Source organism: Bhargavaea sp. GQ12 (genome assembly GCF_059758705.1).
Genome location: NZ_JCAXEU010000005.1, coordinates 93,499 through 116,735, shown reverse-complemented (window position 1 = coordinate 116,735; position 23,237 = coordinate 93,499). Strand labels below are relative to the sequence as shown.

The window sequence follows — 23,237 nt, the reverse complement described above, 5'->3', positions numbered from 1 at the left end:
TGAAAAGCAAAAAGCCCCATCTGCATCTATGCAGATGGGGCTTTCCGGTATTGTCGGATTCCACTTATCTTCTCCGGCGATTGCGGAGGAATGTCGGAACATCGAGTGCATCTTCCTGATGTTGCTGACTTTGCCGCTGCGGCGCTTCCTGCTGGTAGTGGCCGCCCTGCTGGTCGTCACGGTCCCGGTAGTCATTGCGGGATGGCGCAGGCTGCTGAGGACGTTCCGGACGGGCAGACTGTTGCTGGACGCGCCCTGCGCTGAAGCCTCCACCACGGGTGGTCCGCTGGGAAAGCTGTTCTTCGGTGAACCCGGTTGCAATGACAGTCACAACGATTTCATCCTTGAGGTTGTCGTTGATGACCGAGCCGAAGATCATGTTCACTTCTTCATCTGAAGCGCTGGCGACGATGTCGGCAGCTTCCTGAACTTCGAACAGGCTGAGATTCGAGCCGCCTGTGATATTCATCAGAACACCCTTGGCACCATCGATCGATGTTTCGAGAAGCGGACTTGAGATGGCCTTCTTGGCCGCCTCTGAAGCCCGGTTCTCGCCTGAAGAGACGCCGATACCCATAAGTGCAGAACCCTTATTCTGCATGATTGTCTTCACATCGGCAAAGTCGAGGTTGATGAGTCCCGGAACTGCGATAAGGTCGGAAATGCCCGACACGCCCTGACGAAGGACATTGTCCGCTTCACGGAACGCTTCAAGCATTGGTGTGTTCTTGTCGACAATCTCAAGAAGGCGATCGTTCGGGATGACGATCAGTGTATCGACCGACTCCTTCATGGCCGCGATGCCGCCGATTGCCTGTGTCGCACGCTTGCGTCCCTCGAAGGTGAACGGCCGTGTAACAACTCCGACTGTCAGAGCACCGAGATCCTTGGCGATCTGGGCGATAACAGGTGCCGCACCTGTTCCGGTGCCGCCGCCCATTCCGGCGGTAACAAAGACCATGTCAGCGCCGCGCAGCGCTTCCTCGATCTGTTCCTTGCTTTCTTCGGCCGCTTTTTTCCCTACTTCGGGATTTGCACCGGCGCCGAGGCCGCGTGTCAGCTTTTCCCCGATCTGGAGTGTTACCTCAGCCTGGGACAGCTTGAGAGCCTGGGCATCCGTATTGACTGCGATGAACTCCACGCCCTGTACCCCGTGTTCGATCATCCGATTTACTGCGTTATTGCCGCCGCCGCCAACGCCGATGACTTTGATGACAGCTAGCGCGTCGATATTAGTATCAAATTCCAGCATGGTTTCTCCTCCTATGGATGTACGGGTGACTTCCGATCAATCAAAGAATTTATCAAAGATTTTCTTCATCCGGTTGACGACCTTGTCCTGGCCATCCTTTTCCCGTGGTTCTTTTTTCTTTTTGGCGGGAGCCGGCGCTGCCGTCTCCATCTCTTCGCCAAATGGGGAGTCCCCGCGGTGACCAAAGAACTCGTCTTCAAGGCGGGCATAGCGGATAAGGCCGACAGAGGACGAGAACTTCGGTTCCCGGACACCGATGAATTCCGGGACATATGTCCGGACGCGGGTCTGCAGGACCTCCCTTGCAAGCTGCGGAAGCCCCTCGAGCTTCGCCGTACCCCCGGTCAGGACAATCCCCCCGGGCAGATCCCGGATATCCATCCGGTACAGCTCGTCCAGCACCATCTCGAAGAGTTCCTCAAGACGGACCCCGATGATTTCGGAAATATACTTCTGGCTGTACTGGTCTTTCGTCTCCATGCCGGCTACCGGCACTTCAAACAGTTCATCCTCGGAAGCATCATCGTAGTAGGCATGTCCGTACTGGTGCTTGATCTGTTCCGCCTGTTCGGTCGTCGTTTTCAGGACAATCGACAGGTCTTTCGTCACATGGTCGCCGCCCACCGGGATGACGCCCGCCGAAATGAGGCGGCCGTCTCCGAATACGGCGACAGTCGTGGAACCTCCACCGATATCCACATATGCGGTTCCATGGCTTTTCTCGTCCTCGGTAAGGGCGAAATATCCTGCCGCGAGCGGCTGCAGGTAGATTTCTCTGATCTGCAGGCCTGCTCGCTCCACACAGCGGAGAATATTGTGCAGAAGCGTCCGCGATGTTGTCACAAGCGTCGCATCCATCTCAAGGCGGACGCCGATCATGCCGCGCGGGTCCTTGATTTCATCGAGGTCATCGACGATGAACTGCTGCGGGATGATGTTGATGAGCTCCCGCTCCGCCGGAATCATCACTTCCGCGGATCTCATGACCCGGTCAAGGTCATCGTCCGTAATCTCGCGGTTTTCGCTGTTCACCGCCACGACGCCCTTTACCTGCTGGAGCATGACCTGATTGGCCGGGATGCCCAGCACGACCTCCCTGATCGACATTCCGATCATCCGCTCGGCCTGTTCAACTGCCTTCCGGATGGACTGGACAGTCGCATCTATATCTACAATGGCACCCTTCCGGATGCCTTCCGATTTAACATTTCCGACTCCGATTACGTGCAGCGAACGATCCGTCATTTCCCCGATCAGCACTTTTACGGAGGAGGAACCGATGTCGAGTGAAACATACATATCGGCTTGACTCACGGATGGCACCTCCTTCTGATCCTCTTAACAATCATTCTATTTCATTCTCAAGACAATGTTAAGTATATTCGTGAATTATGTTGAAAATCCTTCAATTCCCGATACAACTCTACTTTAAACGTTTTTACAAGGCCAGGGCAAATGATTGTATGCTGTCCCGGTCCCGAGCTTGCGATTCCTGATCATGGAATCTCGATCTCCTGCTGGTCGCCTTCTTCCTCTTCCTCGGCATTTCCGCTTTCACCATCTCCGTATACTTTCTCGTAGCTGCTGAAATAAACACCCGCTTCAAGGTCGATTACCCCTCTTCCCTCTTCGGTCAGTTGTGCGACAATCGAAGGATAATAGGCCATCTTTTCGGCGAATCCGCTGATAACGCCCCTGACTTCATACCCATCTGCCATGAACGCCGTGATGGAGCCTTCACCGGTATGCTTCAATTCCGAGATGAGGGAAGTGACGGAAGGCGGCAGTTCTTCGAGCTCGCGCACCATTTTCTCCATCTGGTCCCCTTCTTCGAATTCCGAAAGCACCGGTGCGGGAGGCGGCGTGTCGGAAGTACGGCTGAAAGTCGTCCCGTCCGCCAACACAGGATGAAACCCGGAGTCTGTCTGGATCAGCGCCACAGTCTCGAACTCGTCCACCCGTATGACGACGTCACGGAAGTCTTCCCTGATGACTTCTGCCTTTCCGACGCCCTCCAGGGAAGTGATCTTCTCCTCGATTTCACTGGCGCGAAAACCCCAGAGCGCATCACCCGCCCGCACACCGGAAAACTGGATATATTCTTCCCCTGCCCGGAGGCCCGCGCCTTCGACCCTGATATCCCTTACTTTACTGAGCGGTGACTGCAAATAAAGCAGCACGGCCAGCATGATCAGGAACAGGACCAGGAGAAACAGGAAATTCCGGTTGGTCCTTCTTTTTCTCCTCTCTTTAAGAGAAGGGATACGGTCTTCGATATCGATCACTTTATCCAAACGCAAGGCCTCCTTTCAGCCCTTTCCCCCACTGGCTCCAAATCTCAGGATGAGGGCTGCCGCAATCCAGGCGGCAAGCAATGATGATCCGCCGTAGCTGATAAACGGCAAGGTGACGCCTGTAACGGGAAGCAGTCCTGTTACGACCCCGATATTCAGAAAGGTCTGGAAACCGAGCATCGCCGCCATCCCTGATACCATCTGCAGTGAGAACGGATCCCGCTGTCGTGCAGCCAGACCGAAAGCTGCGGCTGTCAGCACGAAAAAGAGAAGAATCACCGCCGCGGAACCGATGAACCCGATTTCCTCAGCAATAATAGAAAAAATGAAATCATTCTGCGGTTCAGGCAGATAAAGATATTTTTGCCGGCTCTGTCCATAACCGTAGCCTAGAAGGCCGGCCGGGCCGACTGCAAGAAGTGACTGGATTCCCTGGAATCCGCTTCCCAGCGGGTCGCTCCACGGATCAAGAAATGCCTTGATCCGGTCGAGCCGGTAAGGGGCGGCTGCAATCAGCGCCGTAATACCGGCTGCCCCCGCCGCGCCAAGGCCAAAAAAGAACTTCAGCGGATAACCCGCGATCAAAAGCACACAAAACGCTGAAACGGTCATGATCATCATCGAGCCGAAGTCCGGCTGAAGCATGATCAGCCCCGCCGGAAGAAGGATCACAGCCAGATGAGAGAGTTTGAAAACCTTGCGGCCCTTTTGCTCTCCCAGCATGGATGCAAGCTTTCCGATCACGGCGATTTTCGTGAACTCCGCCGGCTGCAGACTAAATGGCCCGAGTGCAATCCAGCTCTGCGATCCGTTCCTGACTGCACCGATCCCCGGTATCAGAACCCCCACAAGCAGGATGATGGACAGGATGTAGACGGTGTTCCAGAACGTTTTGTTCCCGATGCCCCGGAAGCGGAGGACAAATGCCGCAGCTGCCAATGAAACGGCAAGATAAACACCCTGCTTTAATGCAAAGGGGAGGGAATCTTCGTAATGGACTTCTCCCCAGTAAGATCCGGCAGAATGGACAAATGCAACTCCCAGGAGGCTGAGTGCTGCTGCTGCAGCGGCAAATAGGATGAGGAGCTTTTTTTCCAGTGCATGCATCCTTCCTTGTTATGGATCGGCGGCCTGCCCGGGGACCTTAAAGTTTCCGGACCGCCTCGATAAAGCGGTCTCCCCGTACCTCGAAGCTTTCATACTGATCCCAGCTGGCGCAGGCCGGCGACAGCAGGACAGTATCCCCTTCCCTGGAGACACCGGCTGCGATTTCCGTCGCCTGCTCGATGTCATCCGCATCAAGGATACCGGTAATACCGCACGACTCTGCGAACTCACGGAGCCGTCCGGCAGTCTGCCCGAAGACGACAATCTCCCGGACACGGCCCATGAACGGCCGAAGCTCCTCGAATGAATGTCCACGGTCCAGCCCGCCCGCCAGCAGGACGACCGGGCCCGCGAATGCCTCGAGGGCACTTTTGGTTGCGAGGGTATTGGTAGCTTTGGAGTCGTTGTAAAACCTCCGTTTTTTCCATTCCCGGACGAATTGCGTCCTATGCCGGACACCCGAAAACGAAGAGAGGACGTCTTTCACTGCGTCCAGCGGGCAGCCGTATGTAAGGGCTGCAGCCGTCGCCGACAAGATGTTCTCCAGATTGTGGCGTCCCGGCAGCAGAATGGCGGACCGGTCAAGCAACTTCTCACCGTACCAATAGACCGATTCTTCGTCCGCACTGATCCCGTCTTCCGCGCGCCCGGACAGCGTGAACGGAATTTTCCTTGCGCGGGACCTTGCGGCATAATCCGCGACGGCCTTCTGATCAGCGTTGTAGATTAAGACGTCATCCGGCAACTGATTCCGGGTGATGTTAAATTTCGCTTCCCCGTATTCGTCGAAAGTCCCATGGTAATCGATATGTGCTTCATAAAGGTTCGTCCAGATGGCAATTTTCGGACGGAACTGCTCCGTACCCATCAGCTGGAACGAAGACAGCTCGATGACGATGGCCTGATCCGCCTCCGCGTCCGCTGCCACCAGGCATGACGGGGTGCCGATGTTGCCGGCGATCAGCGGATGCTTGCCCCCGATATTGAGCATATGGTAGAGGAGCGTGGTGGTCGTTGTCTTTCCGTTGGAACCCGTGACGCCGAGCAGCGGGGCCTCGCTGATCAGATATGCCAGCTCCACTTCAGTCCAGACAGGGATGCCGGCATCGACCGCTTGCGAGATGATCGGATGATCATAGCGGATTCCCGGATTTTTGACGATCAAGTCGAATCCGCGGTCAAGAAGTCCCTCCGGATGGCCGCCGAGAATTACCTCGACCCCCATCTTCCGGAGGGGGCCGGCTTCCGGATCTTCCGCGCGGGTATCATTCACTGTTACTTCAGCACCCATGCGCTTCAGGAGCCGGGCTGCTGCAGAGCCGCTTTTTGCGAGTCCCAGCACGAGAACCTGTCTTCCATCAAATTGATCGATCTGTTTCATTTCAGATCACCTCCGGTAAAACCGCGATGAGTGCAGCGGCAAGCGCTGCCGTCCAAAAAACGATGACCACTTTCCATTCTGACCATCCCGACAGTTCGAAATGGTGATGGATGGGACTCATCTTGAAAATACGCTTGCCTGTAGTCTTGAATGAGATCACCTGCAGGATGACAGACAGCGTCTCAATGACAAAGACAATTCCCACAAGCAGCAGGAGCAGCTCTTGCTTCATCAGGACGGACAGCATCGCCAAAACGCCTCCAAGCGCAAGTGAGCCGGTATCTCCCATGAAGATCTTTGCCGGATTCGCATTGAACAAAAGGAAGCCGAGCAGCGCCCCCGTCACGGAAAATGCGACAAGGGAAAGGTCTTCCTGTCCGTAGACAAGCCCAAGTACACCGAACGCGGCGAATGCGATCGACGAGGTGCCGGCGACAAGCCCATCCAGGCCATCCGTCAGGTTGACGGCATTCGAGAATCCGACCAGCCAGAAGATGAGGAACAGGACGTAGAACGGCCCCAGATCGATCTCGAATGATGTAAACGGCAGCCCGACGGTTGTCTCAAACGGCCCTAAACGAAGCAAAAGGTAAGAGATGACCGCAATGACAATCTGGCCAATCAGCTTCTGCAGGGATGTCAGCCCCAGATTGCGCTTCAGGACAACCTTGATAAAGTCATCCAGGAATCCGATCAGCCCGAAACCTGCAAGAACGAGCAGAAGTACGACCGTCTGAGTTGTCAGCAGGCCGTTCATCCAGCCAAAAACAAGCGCGGATACGACAATGGAAATGATGAAAATAATGCCCCCCATTGTAGGCGTCCCCGCCTTTTTCTGGTGTGCCTGTGGTCCCTCCTCCCGGATGCTCTGGCCGAATTTCAGCCTTCGCAGCATCGGGATAAGCGGAAGCGCAAGAAGCGCGGATATGATAAAAGCGATCGCAATGATCGTGATGGTCGTGGCGAGTGTCATGTATTCTCGTTCTCCTTTAAAGACAGCGGTACCCTTTCCGGCACCTTGCATCGTTAATCTTTTTGTTCAGGCTCCGCGTAAAGATGGAGCGTGCCCGATTCTTCCATAAGCACTCCCGGCTCCGGCAGCTGCCGGACGACGGTTCCGCCTTGTTTGCCGTGCCATTCCAGTTTCACAGTGTACAGCATCTGCCTGATTTCGTCATATGTTTTCCCGGTCAGGTCCGGAACCCGGATCTGGATGGGGTCTCCCCATCGGTATTCCCGCTCCAGCTGACCTTTTCTCGGTCCGATCTCCCTGACGGATGCAATATCGCCAAGAATTCTGCCGACAATCGGCGCGGAGATGGTACCGCCGAACTGAACTTCGTTTTTTGGACTGTCCACCGCAACGTAGACAAGCACATCGGGATCATCCGCAGGCGCAAAACCGATAAAGGATACGATGTAGTCGCCTTCCTTGTACCGTCCGTCCTCGACCTTCTGCGCGGTCCCGGTTTTGCCGGCGACTCGCAGTCCGTCGACAAATGCATTGCGTCCGGACCCGTTGGCAACAACCGATTCCAGCGATTCCCGCACTTTCTTGGACGTTTCCTCGCTGATGACCCTGCGCTTTTCCTCCGGGGTGTTTTCCTCAATCGGCCGGCCTGTTTCCGGATCCAGCACGCGGCGGACGACGTACGGCTTCATGATTCTGCCCCCATTGACGGCAGCCGCGACCGCCTGCACCTGCTGGATTGGCGTGACGGAAATTCCCTGCCCGAACGAAGTCGTCGCATGCTCCACAGGTCCGAACGCTTCTTCTGAAAACAGGATTCCGGACGCCTCGCCGGCAATGCCGGAACCGGTTGTCTGGCCAAATCCGAAGTCGCGGATGTACTGCATGAGCTTTTCTTTGCCGACGCGCTGGCCGAGTTCGATGAATCCTGGGTTGCAGGAATTCTCGACGACCTCCAGGAATGACTGGGAACCGTGCCCTTCACGCTTCCAGCAACGGAGCCTGGCCCCTTCAACCAGTGCATAGCCGGGATCGTGGAAGTGGTCTTCTTCCAGGTTGACCTTCCCTTCCTCAAGCGCCGCAGCCAGGGTGATGATCTTGAAAGTAGACCCCGGCTCAAAGGTCATCCATACCGGCAGATTCCGGTTGAAAATAGACGGGTCTACCGATGCATAATCAGCCGGGTCAAAATTCGGCGAGGAAGCGAGGGCAAGAATCTCACCTGTGTCCGGATCCATGACAATCGATAACGCCTGTGTGGCGTCATACTTGAGCATGGCCTGCTCAAGTTCACGTTCCACAATTTCCTGGATGCGTACATCAATCGTCAGCTCCACATCAGCACCGCCGCCTCCCTCCACCCAGCCATCTCCGACATGGGGCAGCGGATTGCCTTTTGCATCTGTAAACAGCCGGACTTTTTCCCCTTTCCCGGTAAGCTTTCCGTCATACGCAAACTCGATGCCTGCCAACCCCTGGTTGTCATAGCCAGTGAAGCCGACGAGCCGGGACAGCATCTGGCCATATGGGTAGTCCCTTACATAGTCAACACCGGTATAAAGCCCGGGGATTCCCATTTTCCCGATTCGGACGGCCGTCTCATACGGAATGTTCTTGCCTTCAGGCGCGAGTTTAATGATAGACGCTCTTTTGGACATTTGCTCTTCCAATTTTTTCGGATCTGCGTCGATCAGGGGTGCAAGCGTCTTTGCCGCAGCGGCAATGTCCCGATTCTGGGAAGGCATGAAATATAGGGTGGGTGCAATCCGGTTGCCGATGATGCGATTGCCGTTCCGGTCGAGGATCTCTCCCCGCTTCCCGGCAAACGGAAGCTCCCGGTCCCAGTTCTCCATCGCCTTCTCGGTCAGTTCCGCATTGCGGATGACCTGGACATGGAACAGTTTTGCGAGCAGTGCGGCAAACAGGACGGCGAGGACGAGAAAGGCCAGGCGCAGCCGTTTTCTCATCCGGGCTTCGATAAAGCGTCGCACATTTTTCCCACCTTACGTTTTTCTTTCAACGTATGACAGGCCTGCCGACGCTATTCTGCCGCTTAGTCCAGCGGCAATTGTTCTTCCTCCGGTATCTCTTCCTGTCCGGAGGTGATCACTTCCTGTTCCGGGGTCTCCAACTGGATGACCACCGGTGCCGCCGGATCACCCGCAGAGCCCGGGGAAACACTTTGCGAAACGGCGTATCCTTCCCCGCTCAGCTCGACCGTCAGTCCGGTCATGGAAGCGTAGGCCAGAATCGTGCGCTTCGGCCACCCGGTAAAGTCAGGAATGACCGGTTCCCCCTCGGTTTGCAGGAGAACCGTGGTTTCCGGAAGGACCTGCGTCTCCTTTTCCGGGAATTGGCCGATGACCTTCCCGCCGCCTCCTGTAGGGACCCCGCGGACTCCATGTTCCGCAAGGGTTTCGGCTGAGGTTTCGGCATCCTGTCCGGAGAAGTCAGGAAGCCGGTAAGTCTCCCCTGCCGCCTCTTCCACATCCGGACGGATGTTCAGGTGTTTCAGGCTGTTTTCCATGACCGGCTTGAAAATCTTCGCTACCGGCACGGACCCCCACTCTCCGGCAGGGATTTTTGGCCGGTGAACGTTCACATAGACAATCAGCTGAGGGTCATCAGCCGGCGCCATGCCGAGGAAGCCGTAAAGGAGATTGTTCGGCCCCCTGAGATAGCCGCCCTTGCCGTTCGGTATCTGGGCGGTGGCTGTTTTTCCGGCAACCGAATAGTCATTCAGCTTGAAGATTTTACCGGTCCCTTGTTCGGAGGTGACAGTGGATTCCATCAGCTCCAGAACGGTCTCCGCGGTTTCCTCAGAAATGGGGTTTCCTTTTTCCTCCATCTGGCCTTCGCGCAGTAATTTTCCGGTGTTTGGATCCTTGATTTCCCGGATCATATACGGCTGCATCATCTTTCCGCCGTTGGCGATCGCCGTAGCGGCCTGGACCATCTGAATAGGAGTAACTGTCGTACCCTGCCCGTATGATGTTGTCAGCCGTTCCACAGGCCCGACATCATTCAGTCTGCCTGCGGCTTCACCGGGAAGGTCGATTCCCGTTTTCTGGCCGAAACCGAAGTTCCGGAAATGGTTCATCATCGCTTCTCCGCCCATCCGTTCAAGCAGATTGGCCATCGAAACGTTTGAAGAGCGCTGGAAGCCTTCACGGAAAGAAATCCAGCCCCAGCCGTTTTTGTTGTGATCATAGATGGTTGTATCGTAGATCGAATAGCTTCCTGACTTAAAATAGTCATCCGGCTTCCAGACGCCTTCCTCGATGGCAGCGGCAAGTGTGAAGATTTTCATCGTAGACCCGGGTTCAATCGTGTATTGGACCGCCTCGTTCAGCCAGTTCGATGACAGACCCTCCCTCGTCTCCGGATCGAATGTCGGCCGCTGGCTCATTGCCAGGATTTCACCGGTTTTAGGATTGGCGACGATGACCGACATCCGTTCGGGAGAATACTCTTTCTCCACCTGCTTCATGGAATCTTCGACGAAGTTCTGAATTGTTTTGTCCAGGGTCAGCTTGATGTTTGCGCCATCTTCCGGCGGGGTCACCTGTTTCTCGGCACTTGGCAGCAGGAAGCCCCATGTATCGCTTTCATAGGCCATCTTCCCGTCCTCGCCGGAAAGCAGGTCGTTATAGGTTTGTTCAAGGCCCATCTGCCCGATTGTTTTCACAGATCCATCTTCCTGCTCCACCTTCTGCGCAAAGCCGATCAGGTGCGAAGCAAACGGTCCGTTCGGATAAAAGCGTTTCTTGTCTTTCACGAACTGGATGCCCGGCAGGTCCAGCTCTTCAATTTTCTTCATTTTATCATGGCTCAGATCGCGTCCCGCCGGACCGAACTCCACCTGGTAGATGTCCGGATCATCCTGGCGGTTGAGCCGCTCGAGAATGTCTTCCTCCGACATCTCGATATGCTCCGCAAGCGCATTGGCGGTTTTTTCCCGATCCGTCACATGCAGCATCTCGCCATCCTTGACATCCTTGCTCGCCTTTTCTGAAAGGACCGCGATCAGTTTGTAACTCACGGTGTCTTCCGCGATCGGATTCCCGGTCCGGTCGACTATCTTTCCGCGGTCCGCGCTAAGCACCTGTTCCCTTTCGTATTTCGCCTGAGCCATCGCGCGGAGCGGCTGGCCCTCGGCTTCACCCGTCACCTGGATATACAGGAATCTTGAGAATAAAAGGAAAAAGAGCCCTCCATAGACGCAAAACATCAGGAAGGCTCCCCATTGGAAACGAAACTTCTTTTTCATTGCCCAGGCACGACCTTCACATTTTTCTCATTGAGCGACAGGCCGAGCTCGCTGGCCTTGCCCCAGATGCGCTCGTAGGTCGATTTTTCGCTCACTTGTATGGACAAATCATGATTTTGCTTGGCCGTTTCCGTAATATCGGATTGGATCAGCTGGATCTCCTTGTTCACCGCGTTAAGGGATGACTGTGCCTGGAGAAGGATAACCGCGAACATGGCCACAGCGGCAACAAACGCCACGAACAGCGTTTTTTCGCCTTTTGTGAACAGTTTCTTCCTGCGTATCGGCTGTATCTCCGGCTCCGGCGCAGGCGCCGGTACACGGGTGATCTCGGGTTCCTGTATGTATGCATGGTCAAACTTGCGTGCTTCAAGCGCCATCGAAACTAGTCCCCCTTGGATTTGTTTTTTTCTTGTTCTTTATGTGTGTTCATGAGGAATCATCTCTGTTTTTCTGCGATTCTTAGTTTTGCGGAGTGGGAACGGTTGTTGTTCTCCAGCTCTTCTTCTGAAGGCAGGATCGGCTTGCGCGTGATTAGCTTGAGCTCGGGCTCCATACCTTCGGGGATGACCGGAAGGTTCGGCGGCAGGTCAGGCAGCGATGAGGCTTCCTTGAACATCGTCTTGACAAGCCGGTCCTCCAACGAATGGAATGTGATGACACTGATCCGTCCACCCGGGTTCAGAAGGCCGATTGCGTCCTGCAGCGATTCTTCCGCCGCCCCCAGCTCGTCATTGACGGCGATCCGGATAGCCTGGAAAATCCGCTTTGCGGGATGTCCGCCCTTTCTCCTGGCAGCCGCGGGGATACCGGCTTTGATCAGCTCCACAAGTTCGAAAGTCGTCCGTACCGGACGTTCCTTCCTTGCCTCCTCGATCTTCCGCGCGATCTGTTTGGAGAATTTTTCTTCGCCATAACGGTAGAAGATGCGGACCAGATCCCCGTATGCCCAGTCATTAACCACTTCATAGGCGCTTAGCGGAGCGCTCTGGTCCATCCTCATATCGAGCGGCGCATCATAGCGGTAGCTGAATCCCCGCTCCGGAGTGTCGAATTGCGGCGAAGAAACGCCCAGATCATAGAGCACTCCGTCCACGCCTGTAATGCCAAGCTGGCCGAGCTCTTCCTTCAGGTAACGGAAGTTCGATCTGACGAAAATGATCTTGTCCAGGTGATCGGCGAGGCGTTCCCGGGCGTGCCGGATGGCTGTTTCGTCCTGGTCGAAGCAGATGAGCCTGCCTTCCTCACCAAGCTGCTGCACAAGATATTCGCTATGGCCGCCGCCGCCTAGTGTGCAGTCGACATAGAGGCCGTCCGGCCGGACATTCAGTCCGTCGACCGTCTCTTTCAGCAGCACGGTCACATGATCGAACATGTCCGTCCCCTTCTTTCATCGGTAGGTTTAAATGTCAAAGTCAATAAGGTTTTCCGCGATTTCGTTGAAGGAGTCTTCTGATTCCTCGAAATAGCCTTCCCAGGCTTCCTTTGCCCAGATCTCAATCCGGCTGGAAACCCCGAGAACGACGCAATCCTTTTCAACACCGGCGTAACTCAAAAGGTTTGCAGGTAAATTGACGCGTCCCTGCTTATCAAGTTCCACCTCGGTAGCGCCAGAGAAGAAAAAGCGGGTGAATGCACGTGCATCTTTTTTCGTGACTGGCAGGGCTTTCAGTTTTTCCTCAAGCCTGTGCCACTCGTCCATGGTATAGGCGAACAGGCATTTATCCAATCCGCGGGTGACGACAAATCCACCGTCCAGATCATCGCGGAACTTCGCCGGAATGATCAGCCGGCCCTTTGTATCAACCGTATGCTGATATTCGCCCATGAACATGTGTCTTCACCCCACATCGTAAACTTAATGTACCACATCCCCCCACTTTCCTCCACCTGTTTTATGAAATCTCTTATATTACAATTTGGTAACGAAAAATGTGAATCCGGCGACGCCGAATTCCTGCATCCGGTCCTTTACCGGAGCCTATCGTACTGGGCTGAAGCGGACCTTCTGCACGCCTTATATATCCACTCAGGAAAATCGCACGATATAATCCTTCTTGGTTCCCGTTAGCTGCAAAAACAGTCTGTGCACATCGGCTCCCGTTCTATACGCAAAAACAAACACCGCCCTTAGTGAAGGCGGTGTTGGTCAAATCATATTGGCTGATCAGAGGCGGACCAGGAAATGGTCACCCGGCTCCCCGCTCATGCGTGCGGCAAGGTCGGAGATAAAGCCCGGACCGTACTCATTCATGTATTGGAACGGCGTATACTTCCGCTCCTGGTAACCGCCTTCCGGCAACAGTTCCGATTCAAGCCGGGTAAAACGGCGGATCGCCGTTTCGTGTTCCAGCAGGACCGACTCACGGATCTTATCCTTCAGATAGTCGAATTGGCGGCTGTGAAACCCGATGTTGCGGCTGATCAGCTCCTGGATGTTGCGGCCGCGGGACTCAAGTGAAACAGCAAGTTCCCTGTAACCTGCCTCAAGCTGTTCTTCCATGCGGGAGATCTGTTCCGATGCGGCGCGGTCGCTGACCTGTTCAATAAATTGCTGTTTCTCCTCTTCCGCCCTGCCCGCAAGCACATCCTCCGCCTCGAGGCCGGTTTCCTCCAGGAGGCATTCCGTCTGGCGTGTAATGAATGTCAGGGACTGCCTCGGAACCACGACGGGCATGCGGATTCCCATTTCCCTGAATGCAGGCTTCAGCAGTGACCAGTAGGCGATTTCTCCCGGCCCGCCGACAAAGCTCAGCACCGGAAGAACCAGGTCCTGCATGACCGGTCTCGTGACGACATTATTGCTGAGGCATTCGGGATGATTGCGGGCAATCCCGGTGAGGTCTTCCTCTGAGAACGAGAGGCCGGCCTGCGGATTTACAAAACGCCCGTCTTCCCGCCTGAGCAAAAACCGCTCGCCTGAATCTACGTAAAAGAGGTGGGCGTCTTCCCTTTCGGCCCCGATCGGATTCCCGTAACCTTCATTGCCGTATTGCTCCTCTGTTTCTGCCACGCCTGCTGCGATTTCTGAGGAACGCTTGACCATCAGCTCAAAATGTTTGGCTTCAATCCGTCTGAGGGCAGGGTCGGCAGCATCAAGAAGCAGGAGACCCTCCTCGGTGAACAGCCGGTTCATGAGGGCGGCGAAAAATGACGTGTATGTGCCATTTCCATCCAGACAGCCCAGGGCAATCTCAAGAAGGCTTTCGGTATGGAAAGTTTCACCGTAGTCACGGAAAATCCCGCGGATGAACAATTCCATCTCTGCGGGGTCGAAGCCACTTTCAGTCGCCATTGTCTTGGCGCCGTACGGGACCGGAAATTGCCGCTTCACCGGGCGGTCATCACTGATCGCATAAACATGGTTGATCTCCAGCAGATCATGGTCCTCGCCGGCAATCCAGAAAATCGGCACGACGGGCGTTCCAAGCATCCCGCGCAGCCTGCGCGCCTCTGCAACGACAGACAGCGCTTTGTTCACCGAGTAAAGCGGACCCGTCAGCAGGCCGGCCTGCTGACCGCCTACAACCGCGGGCGCTCCGGACTCCAGTTCATGCAGATGGGCTTCGGCCCTTTCCGAGATACCGGTTTTCGCCATGAAGTTCCGGACGGTCCGGGCAAGCCCTTCACGGTCGAAGCGCCGGCTGTCCAATTCTTTCAGCCGTGCTGTATAGCCTTCTGTATCGGGAGTGTAATCAAAATATGTACGTATAAAATCCGGGTTATTCAGATAGGCGTCCATGATATTGCCCGCCGGCCGGATGTCCAGTCGTTTAAATTCCAAGTCGAAAACCCCATTTATTTTCAATAATCGAATCCGATTATAGCATTCCCTTCCGGCCGAATGAAAAATTCCGCTCAGCCTCCCGTATAATCGGCAATCATCACACCGGTTCCGACGATGAACGCGACGAAATATGCGGCAGACAGGATCAGGAAGAGCATCCGCCATATTTTCCTCATGAGCGGCCTTATTTCAAAGTCATGCCCTTTCCTCCGCTCCCTGTAGGTCATATAAAGCGCGAATAAAATAACTGCGACAGCCAGATAAAAGCCGGTACTTACACCGGTGTATGCCGCCAGGACAGCCGGCACCGCGGGAAGCAGCAGGAATGTCGTCAGATCGGCCGCCCTGCCGGCTCCCTTTGCGGGGTCTTTATACAGCCGTGTAAAGATGATGAACAGGACCAGGTACGCCACTGCAGGGAATGCGACCAGGAATCCTGCCGCCGAATATAGAAATTCAGCCATGCCGGCCCTTCCTCCTTTCCATAGACCCAACCAGGGCCGTAAGTGATTCCAGCGCCGGAAGAGAGACTCCGCGTGTGCGGGCAAGACCAATCACGCCGCCCATGATCGCCCCGGCCTCTGTTTTCCTGCCGGCAAGCAGATCCGCCAGCATCGAAGATGTGTTGTCAGCTGTCTTCCTGCAGAGATCCAGCACTCCGTCCAGCGTCACTTCATCCGCCATTTCAGGAAAAGCGTTGGCCAATTCCGCATGCAACCGTCCGAGAAGTGCCCGGAGGTGGGGATCTTCCGCAAGCTCACCATTCCTGACACCGGATACTGCGGTAACCGGATTGATCATGCAATTCTTTAGTGCTTTCTTTAGAAGGAGAGACTCCGGCCCTTCATCTGTCCGAAGCACCGGAAATGCAGAGGAATGTGCTTTAAACACCGGGAGGAACGGGGTAAGGTCACCGGACACCGCCGAAATCCGGATCGGCCCGATCCCGGTATGTTCAACAGAGCAGGGGCCAGTCCTTTCGGCGCCGTGCTCCACTGTCCCGAAAGCCACCGGCCGATGCCGGAAACGCGATGCGAGAGACAGGTGGCCAACACCATTCTGGATAAACAAAAGCGGCGCGCCCCCCGGAACGTCCCCGATGGCCCCGACAAATTCCCCGAGGTCGTACGACTTCATCGCCAAGATGGTGAGACTGCCATCCGCAGCCGCTTCCCGCCGTTCCGTCGCCCCGACTGAAATCCGCTTTTCCTTATCTTCCACTGAAAGGAGAATACCGCCGCTCCTGATCACCGCGGCCTGTTCTGCCGTCCTCGTGATCATTCTGACCTCTTGACCCGCTTCGGCAAGCCGGGCACCGACCAACAGCCCGATCGCCCCGGCTCCAGCTACATTGATCCTCATTGCCAATCTCCTTCCCCCAATGAAAAGGCCCGCCGGAAGGGCAGGCCTTGATGCAGTACTATTATACCGGATTGACCGGGTGCTTGCGAAGAGGCAGTGCGACTTCTTTCGTGGAATAGATCCTGAAACGGGATGCCAGCTCAGAACGCAGGTCGTCTGGTGAAACGATATCATCGATGATCATTTCAGAAGCCAGTTTGTAGATATCGATCTGCTCACGGTATTCCTCGCGCTTTTCCTGGATAAATTGGATTCTTTCTTTCGGATCTTCGATCGCCTGAATCTTGTTTGAATAAACGGCGTTGACCGCGGCTTCCGGTCCCATCACAGCGATCTGTGCCGATGGCAGCGCGATGCATGCATCCGGCTCGAATGCAGGGCCAGCCATTGCATACAGCCCGGCTCCGTATGCCTTGCGGACAATGACCGAGATCTTCGGAACTGTCGCTGAACTCATTGCCGAGATGAGCTTGGCACCATGGCGGATGATCCCCGCGCGCTCGACCTTCGTCCCGATCATGAAGCCCGGGACATCTGCAAGGAACAGAAGCGGGATTGAGAATGCATCACAAAGCGAGATGAACTTTGCGCCCTTGTCGGCAGAGTCTACAAAAAGGACGCCACCCTTTACTTTCGGCTGGTTGGCGATGATGCCGACCGGGCGGCCCTCGATGCGGGCGAGACCTGTGATCAGCTCGGGTGCGAACAATTTCTTGATCTCAAAAAAGCTGTTTTCGTCAATCAGTCTGTCTATGGCCTCATACATATCAAAAGGTGCGTTCTGATTTTTTGGGATGATCTCCCCGAGAGGCCTGCCTTCGGATACCGGGACAGGTGATTTGATTTCCGGTTTTTCCGCAAAGTTGGACGGGAAAAATTCCAGGTAGGCTTTTGCAGCTTCGATCGCTTCCTGCTCATCTGCGGCAAGCCAGTCCCCGCATCCGCTCACTGTGCAGTGCATGCGTGCCCCGCCCATCTCTTCAAGCGACACTTTTTCCCCGATGACTTCCGCAGCCATCCGGGGAGATCCGAGGTACATCGATGCATTGCCGTCGACCATAATGACGATATCACAGAATGCCGGGATATAAGCCCCGCCTGCAGCGGATGGACCGAACAAAAGGCAGATTTGCGGAATGACACCTGACAGGCGAACCTGGTTGTGGAAGATCCGTCCCGCCCCCCTGCGGTTCGGAAACATATCCAGCTGGTCGGTGATCCTTGCACCTGCCGAGTCGACGAGGTACAGGAGAGGCACCTTCAGCTGTTCGGCGGTTTCCTGGATACGGATGATTTTCTCGACGGTGCGCGCCCCCCAGGAACCGGCCTTCACGGTCGAGTCATTGGCCATGACACAAACGGTCTTCCCCCCGACCTTGCCGGTCGCTGTCACCACTCCATCCGCCGGCAGATCCCCGGCTTCGACATTGGCGAAGCGGGCATCCTCCGTGTATTCCCCGTTGTCGAACAGAAGCTCCAGACGTTCCCTGACAAACAGTTTCCCCTGTTCCTTCAATTTTTCATGATACTTCGGCTGTCCCCCTGCAAATATCTGCTCCAATGCTTTTTCGAGACGTTCATTTTCGTTCGTCTTTACTGACATGCCATTTCCCCCTCCCTGAGTGTTGCAAATTCCGTCTTATTCGAATGTCAGGATCGTGTCGCCCTCATTGATGAAGTCTCCGATATTGACGCGGACTTCCTTGACCTTGCCGCCCTTTTCGGCTTCGACCGGAATTTCCATTTTCATCGATTCGAGGACGACGACCGTTTGTCCTGCAGATACTTCATCGCCTGCGCTTACATCAACTGTAAATACCGTACCTGCCATTGTCGATTTCAATTCATTCATCTTAAACTTCCTCCTTTTTCTTTGCCTTCCATCCGGCCAGAACATCAGTTGTATAGTTGCCCGAAGAAAATTCTTCGGATCCGGCAAAAGTCTCGAACAGCGGGAGATTTGTCCGGACTCCCGCCGCACGCGCTTCACTGAAAAATTGTACCGATCGGCTTATCGCTTCTTTTCGCGTGTTACCGCTGATGACCACCTTTGCGATCATCGGATCATAGAACGGTGTGACTGTATCACCTTCCGCGTATCCGCTGTCGATGCGGACCCACTCACGTTCCGGAAAACTGAGTTCCGTAATCCTGCCCGGTGACGGGAGGAATTTCTCAGGATCTTCCGCATAAATTCGGTATTCGATCGAGTGTCCGGAGGCAGTGATTCCATCCTGCTCCTTCACCGGAAGCTCTTTCCCGGATGCCACTGCAATTTGCCACTCCACCAGATCAAATCCTGTTACGGCTTCTGTCACCGGATGTTCCACCTGGAGCCGGGTGTTCATCTCAAGAAAGTAAAACTCATGGTCTGGCCCGACGATGAATTCGACGGTTCCTGCATTCGTGTAGCCAACTGCCTTCCCGGCTTCAACCGCCGCCTGAAGCATGCGGACTTTCGCTTCTTCCGGGAATCCCGGTGACGGGGATTCCTCGATCACTTTCTGGTTTCGGCGCTGTACCGAACAGTTCCGCTCAAACAGATGGACGACATTGCCTTGGGTGTCACCGAAAATCTGCACTTCGATATGGCGGGCATCATCGATAAACTTTTCGATGAATACCCGGTCGTCCCCAAAGTAGGACATGGCGCGTTTTTTTACGCCGTCGAAATTTCGACTGAGCGCTTGCTCATTTTCACAGCGCACCATGCCGATTCCGCCGCCTCCGGCACTCGCTTTCATCATGACCGGATAACCGACCCCTTCCGCCGCGCTAACCGCATCTTCCAATGTAGCCACGCCTTCTTCCGTGCCCGGCACAACCGGGACACCCGCCTCCATCATGACTCTGCGGGCCTCGATCTTATCCCCCATTTTTTCGATCACGTCTGCATCCGGTCCGATAAAGACCATCCCGGCTTCTTTTACATCACGGGCAAATGCCGCGTTCTCAGATAGCAGTCCGTATCCCGGATGGATGGCATCAGCGCCCTCCTTTTTGGCGAGCTCAATGATGTCGGCACCCTTCAGATACGATTGCGGAACCGGACCCGGGCCGATTGGAAACGCTTCGTCCGCCTCTTTTGTAAAAGGCAGTCCGGCGTCAGCTTCGGAATAAACTGCGATGGTGCGGATACCGAGCTTCCGGCAAGTCCTGATAATGCGTGACGCGATTTCCCCCCGGTTCGCGATCAGAATCTTTTCCATGCGGATCCCCCCTGAATTGACAAACTATTTGAAACCCCTTCATTATCAGTCTATATGATATGTGAAACCGTTTTCAAGTCCTATCGGAGAAATAAAGGAAAAGAGCAGAACCGGCATGCGGTCCTGCTCTCAGCTGTCGCCTTTTTCGATGAAAGCCACACCTTTGGAAAGCCAGGCAAGCAGCCTGTGATGCTCACGCGCAAGTGCTTCATGCTCCTTTTTCAGGCGCATATAGGAATCGGACAATTCGTCAAATCCGCTCATCGCCTGTTTCAGGTGGGACTTCAGATGATGCTCGGGCTTTTTCTGCGCGGCCTCCAGCTCGGCGGAATGAATTTTCCGGAGTGTCTTGTTCCAGCGGAAGCCGCAGGCCTGTTTGGTCCGTCCAAGCTTTTCTGCCGCTTCTTCAAACGCGCCGAGCTGGGTCCCCCCGTTTTTTACCGCTCCGATCACGGTTTCAACCAAAATACGGTCATCCTCAGGTGTCCAACGATCTTTTCTTGTGTTTTCCTTCATCTCTACCACCCCCATTTGGGAAACTATATGCGGCGGAAGGATGAAATAGACTTTATTTTTTCTTGTTGAGAAATCCGTCGACCGCTTCATGATGAACGTCTGCAGCCCATAGTTTCGCACATGCGGAAACCTCTTCGCGCACCTGTTCCGGGAGACCCGCCGCGATGTATCTTCGCACGGCCGCCTTCTTGTACGCGCGGTGGACGGACGGATGCACGCCCTCCAACGGTTCTGTGAAACGGCTGAGTGCTGCAAATTTATCCCCCGTGTACAATTCTGTGGCCCACCCCGCTTCAAGCAGTTCCGGTGCCTGTTTTGGCCTGGCCTCCATGAGCATCCTGAGAGCCGTGTCCTGCCGGCCCGATTTATGCAGCAGATGCGCTGCGCCGCCCCAGCCGGTGGTGATGGCAAGCGTTCCCTGGATGAATCCGCATCTGACATCTTCACGGACGATCCTGAAATCGCATGCGGTCGCAATCTCGCAGCCTCCGCCTACGGCATGGCCGTCAATAAGGGCAATGACGGGGACAGGAAGCAAAGCCATCCGCAGAAGGATGTCCGCCATTTTGCCGAGCATGGGCGCAGCATCCTCCTCTGTACGCAATTTGTGGAACTCTGAAAGATCCCCTCCCGAACAAAAGGCCGACCGGCCCTCTCCGGTGATTACGAAATAACGCAGCGATTCATCATCACCTGCGGACTTTATGGCATCAGACAGAGCGTCCATCACCTCATCATTGATCGCATTGCGCTTTTCCGGGCGGTCAATCGTGAACACCGCACCGCTCCCCCACTTCTCAAACCGGTAAACCATTCCCGCATCCTCCTCAAACAGCTTAACTGCTTATACCTTATCATTCCGCCGGCAGCACCGGTACCGGATTTTGACGGCCAAGCAGATTTCCGGACCGGATAACCGTCGGTGGTGGCCTTTTGGGCACAAAAAAAGACCGGAATCGGCTTCCGGCCCTGGTGTCGGCCCCTGATTACTCGGAGACGACTTTTTTACCTTTGTATTCACCGCAACTTTTGCAAACACGGTGAGCGAGTTTCATCTCGCCGCAGTTATCGCAAGCAACCATGCCTGGCACTTGGAGCTTGTAGTGCGTACGGCGTTGACGCTTTGCAGTTTTGGAAGTTCTTCTCTTAGGTACTGCCATGCGGGGCACCTCCTTACGGTTCTATTCGTCCTTCGAATCCTCGCCCTGCTGATCAAAAAAATTGGCCAGCCCGGCGAGTCTTGGATCCACTTTCGGCTTTTCTTCTTCACGCTTGGCGGCGAATTCCTCTTCGGATGAGAACTCCCATCCTTTCCCTTCCCGTGAAGGTGCCGCTTCTTCCCCGATCACCTGGATTGGGACTTCGAGCAGGACCAGCTCTTCGAAGACCGGCGTCGGGTCCACCACTTCCCCGGTCACCTCGTGAACGGCATCATCGCCCGGGTCGGCATAGCCTTCCCAGACAAATTGTTCATCCGTCTCGATCGTGAACGGATATTCGATATCTTCCCAGGTCCTTGCCTCAGGGAGCGTCATCGTTCCCTCAAGCTTGAAGCGACAGGTCATCTGGCCGGTCCCGACGGAGCAAGTGCCCGTAACACGGACCGGTCCGATCGCCCGGATTTCCGGGTCGCGCTTCATGACGCCGGAAAGATCGGCGGTGCCGTCAACCGGCATGGAATCCTGCCGGAATTGATTTAATTGCCGGATGGTCCATTTCATCAGGAATCACCTCAAGACAACAGAATTGATTATAGTATGTCCAAAACGTGATGTCAAGATTATTTCTTGTCACCCGGGGATGCCCATGCGTCCTATATTTTTCATCCCGGCCACGCTATAATGTCGTTATTCCGATTGTATCAGAGGAGTGAGCAGGATGAAAGCCGCAGGCGTCGTCGTCGAATATAACCCGCTGCATAACGGGCATGTCCATCACCTTAAGGAAACCCGCCGTCTTACCGGAGCCGAAGTGGTCGTCGCGGTCATGAGCGGAAACTTCCTCCAGCGGGGGGAACCCGCCTTTATCGACAAATGGTCCCGCACGGAACTGGCCCTCCGCTCCGGTGCCGACATCGTGTTCGAGCTCCCTTACCGTTTTGCGGTGGCACAGGCATCCGAATTTGCCGAAGGTGCCATCGGCATATTGGCCGCAGCCCGCTGCAGTGCATTCTGCTTCGGGTCGGAAGACGGGCGGATCGGGCCTTTCATGAACACCCTCCGTCTCCTGGAGGACCAGAAAGCGGTCTACGAGGCTGAAGTGCGCCGGCTTGTCAAAACAGGCATCAGCTACCCTTCCGCGCTGAGCCGGGCCTACCTGTCCGTCGCGGATGCAGAAACGCATCAAAAACCGCTTGCCGACCTTACGAAACCGAACAATATACTCGGCTTTCAATATATAAAAGCTGCCAGGTCTTCTGGCACCGGCATGACAGCGTTCACGGTCGGCCGGACGGGAACCGGCTATCATGAGCTTGGGTCTGATCCCGACAGCGGCATCATGAGCGCCACCGCGATCCGGGAAGTTGTGCGGGAGGCGGGAATCACCGATGAAGTCCTGCGTGCCGTCCCTGGCCACACAGTCCGTGCCATGGAACGGTTCCGGGAAGAACATGGCCGATTCGGAGGATGGGATGTGTTCTGGCCGATTCTCCGCACGCTCATCATCCGTGACGGGGCCCATCGGCTGAGAGATGTCGCAGAAATGACCGAAGGGCTTGAGCACAGGATTGTCAGAGCCGCGCTGGCTGCCCCGACTTTCACAGAATTCATGGAAGCGGTCAAGACAAAGCGCTACACATGGACCCGGATCCAGAGGATACTCACTCATGTTCTTTGCGGGATCGATAGCGGCGAATTCAGCCGGTTCCGCGAACCCAGGTATCTCCGGCTTCTCGGAATGACACAAGCCGGCCGCTCGTATCTGAACCTTTATAAGGATGACTTCGGGCTCCCCCTTGTTTCAAGGGCCGCCTCATCCGACGATCCGATGCTGTCTACGGATATCCGGGCATCAGATCTGTACGCGCTTGGCACGGGCGAAAAGCCGGGGAAAGATTTCCGGACACCGCCCATCATGACCGGCTGATC

22 protein-coding genes are annotated in these 23,237 nt (G+C 55.3%); 1 reads left to right on the top strand and 21 read right to left on the bottom strand.

Annotated elements, in window-relative coordinates; translation table 11 throughout:
* Positions 1-64: 64 nt before the first annotated feature.
* The 21 genes from ftsZ to AC6CHQ_RS06470 form a co-directional block, all read right to left on the bottom strand.
* Positions 65-1,252 (bottom strand): cell division protein FtsZ, encoded by a 1,188-nt coding sequence (gene ftsZ / locus AC6CHQ_RS06570; protein ID WP_092049088.1) that lies wholly within the window; start codon positions 1,250-1,252, stop codon positions 65-67.
* A 36-nt stretch (positions 1,253-1,288) separates the two neighbouring features.
* Positions 1,289-2,566 (bottom strand): cell division protein FtsA, encoded by a 1,278-nt coding sequence (ftsA, locus tag AC6CHQ_RS06565; protein WP_251239124.1) that lies wholly within the window; start codon positions 2,564-2,566, stop codon positions 1,289-1,291.
* Positions 2,567-2,748: 182 nt separating this feature from the next.
* Positions 2,749-3,537 carry a cell division protein FtsQ/DivIB gene (locus tag AC6CHQ_RS06560; protein ID WP_424237114.1) on the bottom strand — a complete coding sequence of 263 codons (789 nt, stop codon included), beginning with the start codon at positions 3,535-3,537 and terminating at the stop codon, positions 2,749-2,751.
* Between the two features lie 24 nt (positions 3,538-3,561).
* Positions 3,562-4,653: an FtsW/RodA/SpoVE family cell cycle protein gene (locus tag AC6CHQ_RS06555; RefSeq protein WP_251239123.1), complete on the bottom strand. Its 1,092-nt coding sequence runs from the start codon at positions 4,651-4,653 to the stop codon at positions 3,562-3,564.
* Between the two features lie 37 nt (positions 4,654-4,690).
* Positions 4,691-6,034: a UDP-N-acetylmuramoyl-L-alanine--D-glutamate ligase gene (murD, locus tag AC6CHQ_RS06550; protein ID WP_498081168.1), complete on the bottom strand. Its 1,344-nt coding sequence runs from the start codon at positions 6,032-6,034 to the stop codon at positions 4,691-4,693.
* Position 6,035: 1 nt separating this feature from the next.
* Positions 6,036-7,007, bottom strand: a complete 972-nt coding sequence (gene mraY, locus AC6CHQ_RS06545) for a phospho-N-acetylmuramoyl-pentapeptide-transferase (protein ID WP_251239121.1) — start codon at positions 7,005-7,007, stop codon at positions 6,036-6,038.
* A gap of 53 nt (positions 7,008-7,060) precedes the next feature.
* Positions 7,061-8,995: a penicillin-binding transpeptidase domain-containing protein gene (locus AC6CHQ_RS06540; RefSeq protein ID WP_490715294.1), complete on the bottom strand. Its 1,935-nt coding sequence runs from the start codon at positions 8,993-8,995 to the stop codon at positions 7,061-7,063.
* 62 nt (positions 8,996-9,057) lie between these two features.
* Positions 9,058-11,235 carry a penicillin-binding transpeptidase domain-containing protein gene (locus AC6CHQ_RS06535; RefSeq protein ID WP_251239120.1) on the bottom strand — a complete coding sequence of 726 codons (2,178 nt, stop codon included), beginning with the start codon at positions 11,233-11,235 and terminating at the stop codon, positions 9,058-9,060.
* A gap of 35 nt (positions 11,236-11,270) precedes the next feature.
* Positions 11,271-11,654, bottom strand: a complete 384-nt coding sequence (gene ftsL, locus AC6CHQ_RS06530; protein WP_092049103.1) for a cell division protein FtsL — start codon at positions 11,652-11,654, stop codon at positions 11,271-11,273.
* A 59-nt stretch (positions 11,655-11,713) separates the two neighbouring features.
* The gene (gene rsmH / locus AC6CHQ_RS06525) at positions 11,714-12,649 is read right to left on the bottom strand and encodes a 16S rRNA (cytosine(1402)-N(4))-methyltransferase RsmH (RefSeq protein WP_251239119.1); all 936 of its coding nucleotides are present in this window, start codon (positions 12,647-12,649) and stop codon (positions 11,714-11,716) included.
* Between the two features lie 27 nt (positions 12,650-12,676).
* On the bottom strand, positions 12,677-13,108 hold the full coding sequence (gene mraZ, locus AC6CHQ_RS06520; RefSeq protein WP_092049109.1) for a division/cell wall cluster transcriptional repressor MraZ: 432 nt from the start codon (positions 13,106-13,108) through the stop codon (positions 12,677-12,679).
* A gap of 333 nt (positions 13,109-13,441) precedes the next feature.
* Entirely contained in the window at positions 13,442-15,058 is a 1,617-nt protein-coding gene (gene bshC, locus AC6CHQ_RS06515; RefSeq protein ID WP_498081167.1) for a bacillithiol biosynthesis cysteine-adding enzyme BshC, read from the bottom strand.
* A 74-nt stretch (positions 15,059-15,132) separates the two neighbouring features.
* Positions 15,133-15,525 (bottom strand): DUF3397 domain-containing protein, encoded by a 393-nt coding sequence (locus tag AC6CHQ_RS06510; RefSeq protein ID WP_251239117.1) that lies wholly within the window; start codon positions 15,523-15,525, stop codon positions 15,133-15,135.
* Positions 15,518-16,423, bottom strand: a complete 906-nt coding sequence (locus AC6CHQ_RS06505; RefSeq protein ID WP_251239116.1) for a ketopantoate reductase family protein — start codon at positions 16,421-16,423, stop codon at positions 15,518-15,520. Before AC6CHQ_RS06505 ends, AC6CHQ_RS06510 begins: the two co-directional genes overlap by 8 nt.
* Before the next feature lie 61 nt (positions 16,424-16,484).
* Positions 16,485-18,026, bottom strand: a complete 1,542-nt coding sequence (locus AC6CHQ_RS06500; protein WP_251239115.1) for an acyl-CoA carboxylase subunit beta — start codon at positions 18,024-18,026, stop codon at positions 16,485-16,487.
* 36 nt (positions 18,027-18,062) lie between these two features.
* Positions 18,063-18,275: a biotin/lipoyl-binding carrier protein gene (locus tag AC6CHQ_RS06495; RefSeq protein ID WP_251239114.1), complete on the bottom strand. Its 213-nt coding sequence runs from the start codon at positions 18,273-18,275 to the stop codon at positions 18,063-18,065.
* A 1-nt stretch (position 18,276) separates the two neighbouring features.
* Positions 18,277-19,632, bottom strand: coding sequence for an acetyl-CoA carboxylase biotin carboxylase subunit (locus AC6CHQ_RS06490; RefSeq protein WP_251239113.1), 1,356 nt, complete (start codon positions 19,630-19,632; stop codon positions 18,277-18,279).
* A 129-nt stretch (positions 19,633-19,761) separates the two neighbouring features.
* On the bottom strand, positions 19,762-20,148 hold the full coding sequence (locus AC6CHQ_RS06485) for a transcriptional regulator (protein WP_092049124.1): 387 nt from the start codon (positions 20,146-20,148) through the stop codon (positions 19,762-19,764).
* Positions 20,149-20,200: 52 nt separating this feature from the next.
* Positions 20,201-20,962, bottom strand: coding sequence for an enoyl-CoA hydratase/isomerase family protein (locus AC6CHQ_RS06480; RefSeq protein ID WP_251239112.1), 762 nt, complete (start codon positions 20,960-20,962; stop codon positions 20,201-20,203).
* A gap of 172 nt (positions 20,963-21,134) precedes the next feature.
* Complete coding sequence (gene rpmF, locus AC6CHQ_RS06475) at positions 21,135-21,308, bottom strand: 50S ribosomal protein L32 (protein ID WP_092049129.1); 174 nt, start codon at positions 21,306-21,308, stop codon at positions 21,135-21,137.
* Positions 21,309-21,329: 21 nt separating this feature from the next.
* Positions 21,330-21,869 carry a YceD family protein gene (locus AC6CHQ_RS06470; RefSeq protein ID WP_092049132.1) on the bottom strand — a complete coding sequence of 180 codons (540 nt, stop codon included), beginning with the start codon at positions 21,867-21,869 and terminating at the stop codon, positions 21,330-21,332.
* 157 nt (positions 21,870-22,026) lie between these two features.
* Between AC6CHQ_RS06470 and AC6CHQ_RS06465 the strand changes: the two genes are divergently transcribed.
* Positions 22,027-23,235, top strand: a complete 1,209-nt coding sequence (locus tag AC6CHQ_RS06465) for a nucleotidyltransferase (RefSeq protein ID WP_251239111.1) — start codon at positions 22,027-22,029, stop codon at positions 23,233-23,235.
* Positions 23,236-23,237 lie beyond the last annotated feature (2 nt).

Coding starts and splice junctions, on each gene's coding strand:
- ftsZ (WP_092049088.1), bottom strand. CDS start 1,252: ATGCTGGAATTTGATACTAATATCGACGCGCTAGCTGTCATCAAAGTC.
- AC6CHQ_RS06555 (WP_251239123.1), bottom strand. CDS start 4,653: ATGCATGCACTGGAAAAAAAGCTCCTCATCCTATTTGCCGCTGCAGCA.
- murD (WP_498081168.1), bottom strand. CDS start 6,034: ATGAAACAGATCGATCAATTTGATGGAAGACAGGTTCTCGTGCTGGGA.
- mraY (WP_251239121.1), bottom strand. CDS start 7,007: ATGACACTCGCCACGACCATCACGATCATTGCGATCGCTTTTATCATA.
- AC6CHQ_RS06535 (WP_251239120.1), bottom strand. CDS start 11,235: ATGTTTTGCGTCTATGGAGGGCTCTTTTTCCTTTTATTCTCAAGATTC.
- ftsL (WP_092049103.1), bottom strand. CDS start 11,654: ATGGCGCTTGAAGCACGCAAGTTTGACCATGCATACATACAGGAACCC.
- rsmH (WP_251239119.1), bottom strand. CDS start 12,649: ATGTTCGATCATGTGACCGTGCTGCTGAAAGAGACGGTCGACGGACTG.
- mraZ (WP_092049109.1), bottom strand. CDS start 13,108: ATGTTCATGGGCGAATATCAGCATACGGTTGATACAAAGGGCCGGCTG.
- AC6CHQ_RS06510 (WP_251239117.1), bottom strand. CDS start 15,525: ATGGCTGAATTTCTATATTCGGCGGCAGGATTCCTGGTCGCATTCCCT.
- AC6CHQ_RS06505 (WP_251239116.1), bottom strand. CDS start 16,423: ATGAGGATCAATGTAGCTGGAGCCGGGGCGATCGGGCTGTTGGTCGGT.
- AC6CHQ_RS06500 (WP_251239115.1), bottom strand. CDS start 18,026: ATGTCAGTAAAGACGAACGAAAATGAACGTCTCGAAAAAGCATTGGAG.
- AC6CHQ_RS06495 (WP_251239114.1), bottom strand. CDS start 18,275: ATGAATGAATTGAAATCGACAATGGCAGGTACGGTATTTACAGTTGAT.
- AC6CHQ_RS06490 (WP_251239113.1), bottom strand. CDS start 19,632: ATGGAAAAGATTCTGATCGCGAACCGGGGGGAAATCGCGTCACGCATT.
- AC6CHQ_RS06485 (WP_092049124.1), bottom strand. CDS start 20,148: ATGAAGGAAAACACAAGAAAAGATCGTTGGACACCTGAGGATGACCGT.
- AC6CHQ_RS06480 (WP_251239112.1), bottom strand. CDS start 20,962: ATGGTTTACCGGTTTGAGAAGTGGGGGAGCGGTGCGGTGTTCACGATT.
- rpmF (WP_092049129.1), bottom strand. CDS start 21,308: ATGGCAGTACCTAAGAGAAGAACTTCCAAAACTGCAAAGCGTCAACGC.
- AC6CHQ_RS06470 (WP_092049132.1), bottom strand. CDS start 21,869: ATGAAATGGACCATCCGGCAATTAAATCAATTCCGGCAGGATTCCATG.
- AC6CHQ_RS06465 (WP_251239111.1), top strand. CDS start 22,027: ATGAAAGCCGCAGGCGTCGTCGTCGAATATAACCCGCTGCATAACGGG.